The following is a 14,968-nucleotide window of genomic DNA, read 5'->3' on the forward strand; positions in this document are numbered from 1 at the left end:
ATTCGAAAAATGAACATCGACTTTTCTCTTTTAAATTTATCCGAAACGTTTGCAGATACCGAATTTGAGAAGAAAGTTCTTGATTTTATTGCAGAATGGCTGAGCGAATCAAAAACTGTAAAAGTTCAAACTTCCGGTTCTACGGGAACTCCGAAAATTTTTGAGATCGAAAAAGAAAGAATGCGTCATTCCGCAAAAATGACATGTCACCTATTAGGATTGAAAGAAGGCGATTCTGCCCTGCTTTGTCTTCCCGTCGATTATATCTCCGGAAAAATGATGGCTGTTCGAGCTATTGAAAGAAAGCTGAATTTGATTGTAAAAACACCCTCTATAAATCCACTTTCTAATTTAAAGGAAGTAATTGATTTCTGTGCGATGTCGCCACTTCAAGTTGAAAATTCGCTGCACGAAATACACTTGATTAAAAATATAATTATTGGTGGCGCTGCAGTTTCAGAATCTTTAAAAATCAAAATCTTTCAACAGCTCAAAAACTCGTCCACGCAATCACGTATTTTTGAAACCTACGGAATGTCGGAAACCCTTTCTCACATTGCTTTAAAACAAATTTACCCCGTCTCAGAAGATTATTTCAAAGTCTTAGATGGTGTGGAAATTTCTTTAGATGAAAGAAGCTGCTTACAGATTTTTGCGCCAAGTTTAAATGCAGAAGTTCTTATAACGAATGATTTAGTTGAAATTTATAGTCGTAGAGAATTTAAATTTTTGGGTAGAATTGACAACGTCATAAATTCTGCAGGATTAAAAATTTATCCAGAACAACTGGAAAGTTTGGTTAAAAAAGTAATCCCAAATGAAGTTGTATTCCTAGGAATTGCAGACGAATCACTCGGACAAAAATTGGTACTCATAGTTGAAGGCGGAGAAAATGACATGATTAATGCACAGTTAAAATCGATCGAATTTCCCTCAAAAAATCACCAACCAAAAGAAATTTTATTCATCGGAGAATTTCCGCGCATTCCCAATGGAAAGATTGATCGTAAAACTTTAGAAAAATTAGTCAAAAAAAATTACAGATAACCAGTTTGCAACTTTTGATCAATTTTTAAGTTGGTCATTTTACTTGGCTCTTTTTACTTTTTACTTGGCTCTTGAAAATTTTCCTATTATATTTAACTTTTCTATTTCCATGAAAGACTTTACCAAAGAGCTTACTTACAAAACTTCCCGCAGCAGTGGCGCGGGTGGACAAAACGTGAATAAAGTCGAAACTTCGGTAACCGTAATGTGGAACGTTGCTGAAAGTGAATATTTTTCAATCGAAGGGAAAGAGATGATATTCGAAAAGCTCAAAAACCGCATCAACGCAGAAGGTATTTTGCAACTCACCGTTTCTGAAAGTCGAACTCAACTCCAGAACAAAAAAATAGCGACCGACAAGATTTTAGATATGGTCAAAAAATCTTTATTTATTCCGAAATCCCGGAAAGCTACAAAACCGTCGCGCTCTAAAATTGAAAAAAGAATCAAAGCCAAAAAACAACTTTCGGAGAAGAAGGAAAATCGCAGGTTTAAAGGCGAGTAATTTGGACGTTGTTTAATAGTTGATCATTGGCAGAAAAGAATCGCTTTCTTTTAGCCCCGATTGGAGTGGAAATCCCGGAATGAGATGCGATCCGCCTTGGCGGATCGCACCGAAATGAGGAATTGCAACGGAAAGCGGGACAGATTTTCGCACAAAAGCAAAATCTGGTTGCTCCTTAAAAAAATTCTTTAAATTGATTATCTTTGCTCAAATCAAAAAATAATGAGTAAACCGATTACCGAATTTATCGAAAAATATTACCTGCATTTTAATTCTGCAGCTTTAGTTGATGCCTCAAAAGGATATGTCGCCCACTTGAAAGATGGGGGAAAAATGATGATTACTTTGGCTGGTGCAATGTCCACCGCAGAGATTGGAAAAATTTTAGCTGAAATGATTCGTCAGGATAAAGTAGATATTATCTCTTGTACCGGAGCGAATTTAGAGGAAGATTTAATGAACTTGGTTGCGCATTCGCATTATGAAAGAGTGCCACATTACCGTGATTTGACCGCACAAGACGAATGGGCTTTGTTAGAAAGAGGCCTGAATCGTGTTACTGATACGTGTATTCCAGAAGAGGAAGCGTTTCGTAGATTGCAGGAACATATCGTGAAAATTTGGAAAGATGCGGAGGCGAAAGGTGAGCGATTTTTCCCGCATGAGTATATGTACAAAATGATTTTATCCGGAGTTTTGGAGCAGTATTATGAAATTCCAAGGGAAAATTCTTGGATGATTGCGGCGGCCGAGAAAAACTTGCCAATTGTTGTTCCAGGCTGGGAAGATTCTACCATGGGAAATATCTTCTCAAGCTATTGTATTAAAGGAGAATTGAAACCTTCAACCGTAAAATCGGGAATAGAATATATGATGTTTTTAGCGGATTGGTATCCGAAAAATTCAGTTGGTAAAGGTGTTGGATTCTTCCAAGTAGGAGGTGGAATCGCGGGTGATTTCCCAATTTGTGTAGTGCCGATGTTGTACCAAGATTTAGAAATGACCGATACGCCATTCTGGTCCTATTTCTGTCAGATTTCTGATTCTACGACTTCTTATGGGTCATATTCGGGAGCTGTTCCAAACGAGAAAATCACGTGGGGAAAACTGGATATTAATACACCGAAATATATCGTTGAAAGTGATGCAACTATTTGTGTACCGCTAATGTTCTCTTATATATTGGAGAATTCTTAAAATTTAGATGGTAGATGTTAGATGTTAGATGTTAGATGTTAGATGTTAGAAATCTAAATTTTAAATTATAATAACGCCTTTAAATAGGCGTTTTTTTTGTCGTATTTTCTTGTGCTGTTTTTAGTTTCCTGCTTGACGTATGATGCAGCTAAAACAACTAATCCAAAGAATTAATCACCACATAATACCGATAAGCCAATATTCCTTTTTGAAATTTGTTCATTTTCAAGGGATCTTGTCCACCAAGCTTTGGAAAAACCTTCTTATTGAATTTATTAAGAATTATAAAGAATTTCTTTTTCATGCGTTTATATATTTGTAATTTCAATGTACAAAATTACCATTAAATTAATCAAGTGAACGAGCTATTCAAAAAACAGGTTTTTGAAATCATAATGCTGATTCCGGAAGGAAGAGTGACGAGTTATGGCGCGATTGCAAAAGCGGTTGGGTATCCGAATCATGCAAGACTTGTCGGAAACGCCTTGCGGAATTATGAGGAAGATTTCCCGGCTCATCGCGTTTGTAATGCTTCAGGGAGAATTACGGCAAGTTGCGTACGGGATTTTGTGGGAAAATTAGGAGCGGAAGGTGTTGAAGTTAAAGAAGGAAAAATTCAGAATTTTAAAAATATATTTTGGAATCCATTAGAGGAATTATAGTTTAGGATTCAGGAATAAAAAAAACCTTGTCAGGGTTTTAAACCCTGACAAGGTTATATTAGAAAATAAAAAAGTCTTTTCTCTTTATTCTTTTCTCTTTAATCTATTTACTCAACTGCTGGTAACTTCTCTGAATAAATTCAGTCAAGTCTTTTCCTTTCAACAAATTCTGAGAAAGTTTCGCTAAGTCTAAAGCGTATTTAATTTTCGTATTCTTCTCCTCAGCATTTTCGTTTTTCAGAATTTCTGCTGCTAATTCGCTGTTAGAGTTCACGACCAAATTATACATTTCCGGGAAGCCACTCATTCCAAACATTCCGCCACCGCCACCGGTTGCCTGCATGTCTTTCATTCTTCGCATAAACTCAGGTTGCGTAATCATGAACGGCGCTTCCGTACTTTCCAAATCTTCAACCTGAATAGAGAATTTTTTATCGTTTACCGCTTCTTCAATATTTTTCTTCAAAGATTCTTTTTCCTCCTCAGTCAGTTTAGAAATCGCAGTATCTTCTTTTTTAATCAAGTTATTCACGTGATCAGCATCAACTCTGGCGAACGAAATTTTATCTTTCGAAGTTTCTAATTTCTGAATTAAATGGGGCACAATTGGAGAATCTAAAAGAAGAACTTCATACCCTTTATCTTTCGCTGCCTGAATATAACTGTGCTGTTCATCGGCATTTGTTGCGTAAAGAATTACAAAGTTTCCGTCCTTGTCAGTTTGCATTGGTTTTACTTTCTCTTCCAATTCAGACCATAAATAATATTTACCGTCGGTTGTTGGATACAACGCAAACTTGTCTGATTTGTCAAAGAATTTATCTTCGGAAATCATTCCGTATTCGATAACGATTTTAATGTCGTTCCATTTTTTCTCGTAATCTTCACGGTTTTCATTAAATAAAGAAACCATTTTGTCGGCTACTTTTTTCGTGATGTATGAAGAGATTTTCTTCACCGCACCGTCGGCCTGCAAATAAGAACGCGAAACATTCAACGGAATATCCGGAGAATCAATTACACCGCGCAATAACATTAAGAAATCCGGCACAATTCCTTTCACCTCATCGGTTACATAAACCTGATTTTGGTACAGCTGAATTTTATCTTTCTCGATATTTAAACCGTTCGTCAATTTCGGGAAGTAGAGAATTCCCGTTAAATTAAACGGATAATCTACGTTCAAATGAATATTAAATAACGGCTCCTCAAACTGCATTGGATACAATTCGTGATAGAATTCTTTATAATCTGAATCACTTAGTTCACTTGGCGATTTCGTCCAAGCTGGTGTCGGATTATTAATGATATTATCAACTTCTACCGTTTCAGCTTTTGCATCTTCTGCAGCATCTTCCGGTAAAGGCAAGGTTTCTTTTTTCGTTCCAAATTTAATCGGAACAGGCATGAATTTATTATATTTTAATAACAATTCACGGATTCGGGATTCCTCCAAAAATTCGGTAGAATCATCTGCAATATGAAGAATTATTTCTGTTCCTCGATCTGTTTTGTCAGTCGTTTCCTCCAAAGAATATTGTGGACTTCCATCACAGATCCACCGAACCGCGGGTTCATCTTTATAAGATTTAGTTAAGATTTCCACTTTTTCAGCCACCATAAAGGCAGAGTAAAAACCAAGCCCGAAATGACCAATAATTCCTGAATCCTTTGAAGTATCCTTGTATTTTTCCAAAAATTCTTCTGCGCCAGAAAATGCAATCTGATTGATATATTTTTCAACTTCTTCTCCCGTCATCCCAATTCCCTGGTCAATAATTGTCAAAGTTTTCACGTCTTTATCTACTTTAACTTCGATTTTCGGTTGCCCGTAATCGGTTTTAATTTCCCCGATGCTCGTCAAATGTTTCAACTTCAAAGTCGCATCCGTCGCATTAGAAATCAGTTCACGCAAAAATATTTCGTGATCGCTGTACAAAAACTTCTTAATTAAGGGAAAAATATTTTCCACCGATACATTAATATTTCCTTTTGTCATGTTAATTGATTTTTAAATTATGCAGTTGAGTTCTCAAATAAAACACCATTTAGAAGAAAGTGACAGATTGTCAATTTTTTTGGGCAATCCCCTCGCACCTCACCCCAAATCCCTCTCCATAAGGAGAGCGACTCCAGCCACTGCTCGGGTCGGGCTATCCACTGCAACTCCTCAAGCCATTCCTTTCCCACCGCTTTTTCCGGGGTTTCCGTTTCTATCCCTATTGCGAAGACCGCTCTTAAAGGGAGAGTTGCGAAAAGTACAGCAGTTTCATTGATAACAAAATCGAAAGATTTTATCTTATGGTAAAACAAATTGTCACAAAAAAGACAGCGATATCGCTGTCTTTTTCTATAAAATGTTTTAAATATCAGACCGAATTTTATCCTTTCTTATTTTTAATCTCTTCTCTGATTTTACCTTCAAGTTCGTCGGATAGTTCCGGATTGTCTTTCAACATATCTCTTACGGCATCTCGACCTTGACCAAGTTTCGTATCTGCATAACTGAACCAAGAACCGCTTTTTTTCACAATTCCCATATCAACTGCAGCATCTAGAATTTCGCCCGTTTTAGAAATTCCTTCACCGTACATAATATCAAATTCTGCCATTTTGAAAGGAGGTGCCACTTTATTTTTCACGATCTTCACTTTCACACGACTACCTACCGCTTCATCACCCGTTTTAATCGGCGCACTCGCTTTTCTGATATCAATTCTAACGGAGGCATAAAACTTCAAGGCATTTCCACCTGTAGTCGTTTCTGGGTTTCCGAACATGACCCCGATTTTTTCTCTCAATTGATTGATAAAAATTACGGTACATTTTGTTTTAGAAATTGTTCCGGTTAACTTTCTTAAAGCCTGAGACATCAATCTCGCATGAAGTCCCATTTTAGAGTCGCCCATTTCACCTTCGATCTCCGCTTTGGGAGTCAAGGCAGCAACAGAGTCAATCACAACGATATCAACTGCTCCAGAACGAATCAAGTTATCTGCAATTTCTAAAGCCTGTTCCCCATTATCGGGTTGAGAAATAATTAAATCTTCTAAATTAATCCCTAATTTCCTGGCGTAACCTCTGTCGAAAGCATGTTCTGCATCAATAAAGGCGGCAATTCCACCTGCTTTTTGTGCTTCGGCGATTGCGTGTAATGTTAAAGTCGTTTTACCAGAAGATTCTGGACCATAAATTTCAATAACTCTTCCTCTCGGATAACCACCAACTCCTAATGCCAAATCAATCCCCAATGATCCCGACGGAATCACTTCGATTGTGGTATCAACAGAGGCGTCACCCAAAGTCATTACGGTACCTTTACCGTAGGTTTTATCTAGCTTATCAAGCACCAAAGCCAGTGCTTTTTTCTTATCTTCGATACTGCTCATTTGTAATATTATTTTTTCAAAAATACGGAATTATAGTGTGAAAAAAAACTCTAAAAAAGATAATTTCTACTTTTGCGAAATAATTTTTGGAAATAATTTTTTAATTAAAAATAATTGTTTTAGATTTGCACCACCAAAATAAGCATAGACCCATGGTGTAATTGGTAACACACCGGTTTTTGGTACCGACATTCGGGGTTCGAGTCCCTGTGGGTCTACTCAGAATGAGATAACTTAACTCATTTTAAGTCGTAAAACACTTCTAATCAATTATTAGAAGTGTTTTTTATTTATCCAAAATATTCATATCAACTTATTAGAACTCATTTTTTGGTAGCACCGATGGTAGCATCTTTAAAAAATGAGATAATTATATGTTTTAGTTCATCACTCACCTACTATTTCAACTCATTTTGATGTAAATCATCTCATTTAATTTTTCATGCATTGCCGTGTTATAAATATGGCTCATTTTAGCCTTAAAGAATTAAAAAAATGAGTTTAACGTATAGAATTAGGAATAAAAGCGGGACGGTAAAAATTTACTTAAGATACCGACCGAACGCAAAAACAGACATTTGGATTGTTACGCCTTTTTCAGTTCTTGCTGAACATTGGGATCAAGAAAATCAATGTTATAGCAGAAATAAATTGGTAAAAATGCCTCGAAACGATGTTGACAAGAATAGAAATGAAAAAATAAAAACACTTAACCGAGAACTTGAAAAATTTGCTGATGAAGTGGATACGTTTGTTTGCAATAACGGTTATGAAATTGATTCTCAGAAATTGAAAAGTCTTATCGATGAAAAATTTGGCAAAAAGAAACCTAAGAATGTAAAAGAAGTCACCATATCAAATCTAATGACTAACCTCATTGATCGTTATATCGAGCAAAAATCAGAAACAATTCTTGGAGTCCAACAAGAACTGAGTAGTTCCACTATTAGAACATATAATACATTGAAAAACAGGATCCAAAAATTCGACAAAAACCTCAAAGTCGAAGACGTAGATGATGATTTCAGAATAGCGTATATTAAATGGGCAACAAAACTGTATACCGAAACGACAATCCATAATAACCTAAAAAAAATTAAGACATTTATAAAATACGCAGAAGGAAAAAACATGAATATTAATAAGAGTGTTCTTAATTGGCGTTTCATGGAACCTGAGAGAAAGTATCCCGAGCCTGTAATTAGTTTCGAAGAACAACATCGTATTAAGAATCTAACATTACATGGTACACTTGATAACTCACGAGATTGGATTCTTATTGCTTGTCAACTTAGTTTACGAATTTCGGATTTGCTACCTCTAAAAAAGGAAATGATTGTAGATGGTTGGTTTGTCCCTCTAACTCAGAAGAAAGTCAAAAAGCAGGTTCTGATACCGCTTCCTGAAAATGTGATTGAAATTCTGAACAAAAGAAATGGGGAATTCCCACCGAGAGTTTCGGATCAGAAATATAATCAACATATTAAGAAAATTTGCCGCCTCGCAAAAATGAACGAAAGGATTATGGGTGGAAAAAGATCTTCCCAAAGTAAAAAAGTGGATGGAATTTATGAAAAATGGGAACTAATCACCTCTCATAGTTGCAGAAGAACTTTTGTTACATTGTTTAGAAAAGAATTTAAAGATGATGTATTGATATCAAACAATACAGGACACGCTTCGACAAAAACTATGGATGGCTACGACTTTTCTCCCCCGTCCTTAAAAACACCTGCTACTTTGAAAAAGAAAATTGATGAACTCTACATATCACAGCAAAAAGAACGAATGACAAATTAATAATGAACCAACACCGACTCAAAACAATGGGTCGGTTTTTTTATGTTCACTGTACAGGAGTAAAATAATTATAAAAACATAAGTTCAGACCTAAACTCAACTGAACTATTGCGGGTCTGTGGTTTTCTTGCTACTTTTCCTAAAAAAAGTATGGATGTTTACATTACTACATTAGATAGGAAATCGGAAAAAACAGTGAAGATGATTTTAAATTTATTCTCTCAAGATGAAGGAGAACTTAAATTTAAACCCCTGAAATTAAATCAAAACTCTCTTTACAACAAAGAGTACCATGACATTACTGAATTCCATTATGACCAAATAGGTAGTATATGCAGTATGATTAAAAGTGAACATAAAATTTTCGAAGAATACATTGTACTAATTACAGATAAAATATTGGATATACCTTCTACCCCTTCATTACATCAAAAGGATTGGAATAGTGCTTACATTTTAAAAAATATAATTGTTAAAAGTACAGGATATGAAAAATTAACAGAAAATCGTCCCTACCTAGGGATTGCTCATCAAGTGATAGAAAATATTTTCCAATCACTTATTAAAATGGTTATAAACTCACCTCAATTATATAAATCAGTACACATAGATAGTATTGGATGTATTAATGATTACTGTAAGGACTTTAAGGATATAAAGACAAAAATAATGTCAGGAAGAATCTGTAAAAAGTGCCAAGAACGCACGGTTCAAGAGAACGTTTCACCTGTGGTAGTCAAGCAAATCAAAAATATTTTACAGAGGATCAACAATGTATTTAATGATAACTTTGAATTTCAAAATGCAAAAATAAAAATTGAATCGCATGGCAAACTTTTTATCGGTGATACAAAAGTAGATTTTGGAAGATCAACCGTATCTAAACTTGTTTACATGTTCTATTTAATCAATTATAATAAAATAATTACTAAAGATGATTTACTCAATAACGAAAGTGTGAGAAGTAAATTCATTCAACTTGGACTCTTGTTCGATGAAGAATACAAAAAAGAAAATAATGGTGCTGTAGATTACAGTAGACTACACAAACTGATTGGTAAACTGTCAACACCTGTCAGGAGGATTAAGGATGAATTGGAATTATATACATTCAATGATTCCCTTCGACAAACACTTTTAATCCAAAGTAAAAAAACTTCCGAATACGGTCACTATTATCAAATACAGATACCCGATGAACAGGAGATTGAGATCCATAATTCTTTATGGAAATATCAGATCTCATAAAGTGTAGCGCTACAGTTAAAAGAAAAAAATATCCGATTTTTTGAGATTTGTCCCATAATTAACAATTAAAAAATTTATTATGAGAACTCAAAAGATTAAGGCAGATGTAGTGTTTGCACTTCAAACAAGAAAAGTTTCAAAAATTTCAACCAACTTAATTGAAATACCTGAAGAATGGTACCAATTAAATGTGGAGTCGTCGAAATTAGATTTTAGGGGTGAACTCAAAACTTCTATTCAAAAGACAAAATCCTGTACACCCATAAATGTTTTTGAACGTAATGGCAAATACGTTATCACTGACGGAGTCTCAAGATTTATAGTTCTTCAAGATTTAGGTTTAAACCAAATCGACTGTTATATTCTAAATATTAAACCGCAATCATCGAATGAAATTAAAGATTTAATAATCGAATCCCAATTAAGATCCCAATTATCCTCAGAAGGAATTAAAAAATACATAGTTCATTACCTACGTATTGGTGTAGACCATAATTTCAGTAATTCTACCCTTAACGAACGAGTAAATTATCTCGCAGAAATACTTCCACGTGGTTGGGGCAGAAGTAATATCTTTCAATTTAAGAGCCTACTTGAATGGGAACTTCAAAACCCAAGCAATCCCTTTAACATGTCGGAAAAAATACTTGACGAAAACCATTCTATGACAGTCAACAAATCAATTGATGTCAGATGTTACTTCGATAATCAATTCAATCAGTACACTATGGAAAAAGAGGTTGAGAGTCGTATCATTCAAAAATATGTAGATGGAGAAATTAGGTTAAAAAAAGAAGTTGATAATTTAATAGATGCCTACCTTCATAAGGCCGAAAACCGTGCAGACCTAATTAATGTTCCTCCAATAATGACTGCGGACAGATATCTAATTATGTACTCCGACAGTAGTAAGGTTAAGTTTCCAAAAAACACCATTATCGATGGAATTTTCACTTCTCCTCCGTACTTTAATCAAATTAGATACTCAAAAATTGGAGATCCTGAATATGCAAATGAACTCGGATGGGAAGCAACTCCCGAAGAATATGTAAAGAAAATTGTTGATACCATCCTTCTCGGAGCAGAGGTGATGGATGATAAGGGAGTTATAATGATTAATATTAATGAAACTTACATTAAAGGGGAATGTATGGGAATCATTGCTCTTTACATTACGGAAATGAAAAAACATTTCCACTTTATCCAATCTTGCATGTGGGTAAAAGAAGATGGCAAACCAAACGGTGAAAACGTAAAAAGATTAATGAATAACTGCGAACATATTTTAATATTCAGTAAAACTCGTAAGTATAATTTCAATAAATTTAAGTTATTAAATCCTGATAAATATGCACGTATTACTAAAGGATGTTCCGAACAAAAAAAGAGTAAAGACCCCAAGACAATTGGACTAAAACAGACCTCAGGATACCATATTTCCAATCCCTTTGATCAGTGCAAGGAATTTACGTTCGAGAATGATTTCATGAACTATTTGGTCTTAAATCAACGAACAGGAAGATCACAAGACGAGAATCTTAAGACCTCGTTTTTCGGGTCATTTCCAACCCTCTTACCAATTCCGTTCATTATGTCATTCGTTCCTGAAAACGGTACTGTGTGGGATCCATTCGGTGGTACAGGAACTACAGGGAGAACCGTACTCTCACTTAACCGTAAAGTTATTATCACTGAACTTTTGGCAAAGAATATCCCAAATATTAAGATGATGTTGGAAACGGGAATTTCCGAATTCAACGCCGACAATTACGAACAAATGAAAAAAGATTCATCGTACTTAGAAGGTATGGTGGACATGGCGGCATAACCGTACTAAAACAAAGTCACCGTTTCGGGTGCAATAATTCCAAAACCTTTACCTAAAACTGAATTCACGAAACCGTGAACAGGAATTCTTGTGATCAAAATGAACTGTGACTTATTAAAAATTTAAATCAATTAAAATCAAACTCAAATGGAAATCATAACAATTTCTAAAGAAGAACTATTCAGTGGAATCCGTACCCTTTTAGCAGAAGTTTTAGCAACACAAGTTAATGAGATACAACCAAAAGAACAACTCTTAACCAAGAAAGATCTTGCAACTCTCTTTCAAGTCGATATATCGACGATTGGAAGATGGATGAATGAAAACAAATTAAAACCATACTACCAAGGCGGTAAAGTTTATTTCAAAAACTCAGAATTACCTTTTAACTAATTATAATATAGAAAAAATGGAAAAGAAAATATATAAGTTGTCTATTACACAACAAACTTTCAACTATAGACTTGCTCAGAACGATTTTGGCCAAGTAAACAAATCACTAAGAAATACAGAAACAACAATAGAAGATTTTTCACAATTAATACTAAAACCAAACGCACACTCGTGGAGCGGTGGCATATTTTCTAATGGGATAATCGACAATAAAAGTTGGATTAGTTCTCAGGTTATCGGTTTAGATTTCGATACAGGAAAACAAACAATTGAGGAAGTTTATAAAATTTTTAATGACAATAATATATACCCCAACCTTACTTATAATACATTCCGAAACACGCCTCAATGGAGAAGGTTTAGAGTAGTATTGTTTTTTGATGAGCCTATAAGAGAGAGGGGTTTGTATAGTAAAATAATGAATACGTTAGAGAAGTTATTTTTAATTGATGTACAGTGTAAAAACTGTTCAAGAATATTTTATGGGGGAACTGACGTTAATATCACAAATCAATTCCCAATAATTTTAAAGAACTTTGTAGATTTCATTAATTTAACAATTATATCTACTGATAAGGGTTTAACAAGATCTGTTATTCCTTACGGAGCAATAGATGCTAATTTACGTGCAACTGTATATTCTAATAATACAACTTACCCTTTTTTAGCACAACAAGATGATGCAGAAGAAGAAGATCAAGGAAGGTTTTTTTCTTTTTTACCTACTTCAATAATGGGGGGTCAAAAGATCAAATGGGATGTTGCAGAAGAACGAATAAAAATTTGGAGTGAGTTTCTGAGTGGTAGATGGTTGCATCAAAATGAACTTTTTGGTTTGGCGACCAATCTCATATATATTAAAGGAGGGATCAAGAGAATGAAAGAAACTATGCAGCATTATAATTCTATTGGTAAGACTGAGTATACCCCTAATAATTTCGCTGTAATGCCTTATGTAAAAAAGAAAAAGTACAACCCTGTTCCGATTTATAAATTCTCAACATATACCGAAGATGCCGAGATATATGATTTTATATCAGAGGTTAGTAACATACGAGGAAACATTACCGAACTGATAACTAAGGAGAAAACATCACTTTTAAATGCTCAAAAACAATTTAAAGAAAAGTTTACTGAAACAATAAATGATACCGATTTTAACAAAACAACATTGATTTTGGTTCCTACTGCCCTGGGTAAAACTGAATTCTTAACGAAGGTTGAAAAAACAGCATGTGCTCTACCCACCCATGATTTGAAAGATGAAGTCAGAGAACGAATGAAGGTAAACCACACCTTTACCCCAAATACGATTAAATTTTCCGACGAGAATTTACAGAAAAGAATTGCTAATTTTTATCGGGTGGGATTACCAAAGAAAGCCATGGAATTAATTCATTCTATTGCAGAAAATAGGGGTGGTGGTTCTAACGATGATATATTAACTGCTACTCAATATTTAGGACATTTAGCAAACTGTAGTGATATAAATTCGTCACAACTTACAACTCATAAAAGGTTGTTGAATTCCGATGATATTTTACACCGAACTATAATATTTGACGAAGACCCACTTAACACACTTGTGGAAATTCAAAAGACAAAGATTGCAGAACTATCAAAGTTGTATTTTATGCATCCACCAATGGAGGAAGTTATCAACTATTTAAACACTTTGGAAGATGGCGACCATGAACTTCCAAGTTTTAAATTAGATATTTCTAATCTAATAAAAGACTGTTATGACATCAGAGAAATTAATTCAAACGTATTTGATTTTTTTAACTGCAAACATTTCCTTTTAGATAATGGGACTATCCACTATATTATAAAAAAAGAATTACCAATGGATAGAAAGAATATCATAATGTCAGCAACACTTTCACCGAATATATATCAAAAACTATATCCCAACATACAGTTTGATGTTTTAAATATAAAAAATGTCATACAAAAAGGTCGAGTAATACAATATACAGGTCGTTCCTGTTCGCGAACATCTCTCAAGAATTATGGAGCTGAAATAGGTGAACAGGTTGGTGATAAGAAAGTCATCACCTTTCAAAAATATCGTCATTTATTTAAAAATGCTGATGAACAGGCATACTTTGGAAACTGTTCAGGTTACGACCACCTGAATGGGCAAGACATAGTTGTGGTTGGAACACCGCACCGATCAATGACTCAATATTTCCTTCTCGGAAAATTGATGGGGGTAGATTTCGATAGTAAAAACTCACCAATGAAGTATCAGAAGGTTCAGTACAATGGGTTTGAGTTTATGTTTTACTGTTTCGATAATGAAGATTTGAGAAACATACAGTTGAACTTAATAGAATCGGATTTAATCCAAGCAATCGGACGAGCAAGGACTCTTAGGAACGACAATGTAGTAGAAGTATATTCCAACCTTCCTTTGGATATTACGAATGAATTTCACATCAAAAAACCAAAACAATCAGATATTTAATAGTACAAATGTGGGGTGCTAATGTACTTTAATGGTACAGAAGTTTACTTGTAGCACCCCTTTTTCGTCGTAAAAGTTGAAACTACACTTTGATTGGAATGGAACAACCGAAATTCAAGCAAGTGTTTAGTAATGGGATGCGCCTTAGGTTTAGCTGAAGATTAAACCATTTTGTTTTGCTTTAAAAACATAGACTTAGCCCTGAAAATGAGGGGATTTTTGATCGTTTTTCTACAGACGGGACGAAATTAAGTTGGTTTGCTTAAATCACTAAATGATTTACTTCTAATGGTATTTCTCTCCCAACTTTGAAATGAATAGTAAATTGACAATTTTCTTGTATTTATCACTACTAAAATTTAACTGCACCACTAATAGATTATAGTCTAAATTGAATGCGGTGAGAGCATTTTTACACACCTAACTAAA

At 34.5% G+C, this 14,968-nt stretch carries 12 protein-coding genes and 1 tRNA gene; 10 read left to right on the forward strand and 3 right to left on the reverse strand.

All coding sequences use genetic code 11. From position 1 onward, the window contains the following. Nucleotides 1–9 precede the first annotated feature (9 nt). The 3 genes from LC814_RS07405 (at nt 10) to LC814_RS07415 (ending at nt 2,749) form a co-directional block, all read left to right on the forward strand. The gene (locus tag LC814_RS07405) at nt 10–1,047 is read left to right on the forward strand and encodes an acyl-CoA synthetase family protein (protein WP_226063302.1); all 1,038 of its coding nucleotides are present in this window, start codon (nt 10–12) and stop codon (nt 1,045–1,047) included. 109 nt (nt 1,048–1,156) lie between these two features. After that, nucleotides 1,157–1,552, forward strand: coding sequence for an alternative ribosome rescue aminoacyl-tRNA hydrolase ArfB (gene arfB / locus LC814_RS07410; protein ID WP_226063303.1), 396 nt, complete (start codon nt 1,157–1,159; stop codon nt 1,550–1,552). A gap of 222 nt (nt 1,553–1,774) precedes the next feature. Continuing rightward, nucleotides 1,775–2,749 carry a deoxyhypusine synthase family protein gene (locus LC814_RS07415; protein WP_226063304.1) on the forward strand — a complete coding sequence of 325 codons (975 nt, stop codon included), beginning with the start codon at nt 1,775–1,777 and terminating at the stop codon, nt 2,747–2,749. Nucleotides 2,750–2,906: 157 nt separating this feature from the next. On the opposite strand, the gene LC814_RS07420 is transcribed toward LC814_RS07415, so the two are convergent. Then, nucleotides 2,907–3,053, reverse strand: a complete 147-nt coding sequence (locus LC814_RS07420) for a hypothetical protein (protein WP_226063305.1) — start codon at nt 3,051–3,053, stop codon at nt 2,907–2,909. 52 nt (nt 3,054–3,105) lie between these two features. Here LC814_RS07420 and LC814_RS07425 point away from each other — a divergent pair, with 52 nt between their 5' ends. Then, a complete protein-coding gene (locus tag LC814_RS07425) occupies nt 3,106–3,411 on the forward strand; it encodes an MGMT family protein (RefSeq protein ID WP_226063306.1) in 306 nt (101 codons plus the stop codon). A 103-nt stretch (nt 3,412–3,514) separates the two neighbouring features. On the opposite strand, the gene htpG is transcribed toward LC814_RS07425, so the two are convergent. Continuing rightward, a complete protein-coding gene (gene htpG / locus LC814_RS07430) occupies nt 3,515–5,410 on the reverse strand; it encodes a molecular chaperone HtpG (RefSeq protein WP_226063307.1) in 1,896 nt (631 codons plus the stop codon). Nucleotides 5,411–5,792: 382 nt separating this feature from the next. Then, nucleotides 5,793–6,800, reverse strand: a complete 1,008-nt coding sequence (recA, locus tag LC814_RS07435; RefSeq protein WP_226063308.1) for a recombinase RecA — start codon at nt 6,798–6,800, stop codon at nt 5,793–5,795. Between the two features lie 146 nt (nt 6,801–6,946). Between recA and LC814_RS07440 the strand changes: the two genes are divergently transcribed. The 6 genes from LC814_RS07440 (at nt 6,947) to LC814_RS07465 (ending at nt 14,539) form a co-directional block, all read left to right on the forward strand. Continuing rightward, nucleotides 6,947–7,018: transfer RNA gene (locus LC814_RS07440), tRNA-Gln, on the forward strand. A gap of 277 nt (nt 7,019–7,295) precedes the next feature. Beyond that, nucleotides 7,296–8,600: a phage integrase SAM-like domain-containing protein gene (locus LC814_RS07445; RefSeq protein WP_226063309.1), complete on the forward strand. Its 1,305-nt coding sequence runs from the start codon at nt 7,296–7,298 to the stop codon at nt 8,598–8,600. Nucleotides 8,601–8,750: 150 nt separating this feature from the next. Continuing rightward, complete coding sequence (locus LC814_RS07450; RefSeq protein WP_226063310.1) at nt 8,751–9,848, forward strand: hypothetical protein; 1,098 nt, start codon at nt 8,751–8,753, stop codon at nt 9,846–9,848. Nucleotides 9,849–9,927: 79 nt separating this feature from the next. Next, nucleotides 9,928–11,676 (forward strand): DNA methyltransferase, encoded by a 1,749-nt coding sequence (locus LC814_RS07455; protein ID WP_226063311.1) that lies wholly within the window; start codon nt 9,928–9,930, stop codon nt 11,674–11,676. A gap of 147 nt (nt 11,677–11,823) precedes the next feature. After that, nucleotides 11,824–12,069, forward strand: coding sequence for a helix-turn-helix domain-containing protein (locus LC814_RS07460; protein ID WP_226063312.1), 246 nt, complete (start codon nt 11,824–11,826; stop codon nt 12,067–12,069). 16 nt (nt 12,070–12,085) lie between these two features. Further along, entirely contained in the window at nt 12,086–14,539 is a 2,454-nt protein-coding gene (locus LC814_RS07465) for a hypothetical protein (protein WP_226063313.1), read from the forward strand. Nucleotides 14,540–14,968 lie beyond the last annotated feature (429 nt).

Origin of the sequence: Kaistella polysaccharea, assembly GCF_020410745.1 — a bacterium.
In the GTDB taxonomy this organism is placed as follows: domain Bacteria; phylum Bacteroidota; class Bacteroidia; order Flavobacteriales; family Weeksellaceae; genus Kaistella; species Kaistella polysaccharea.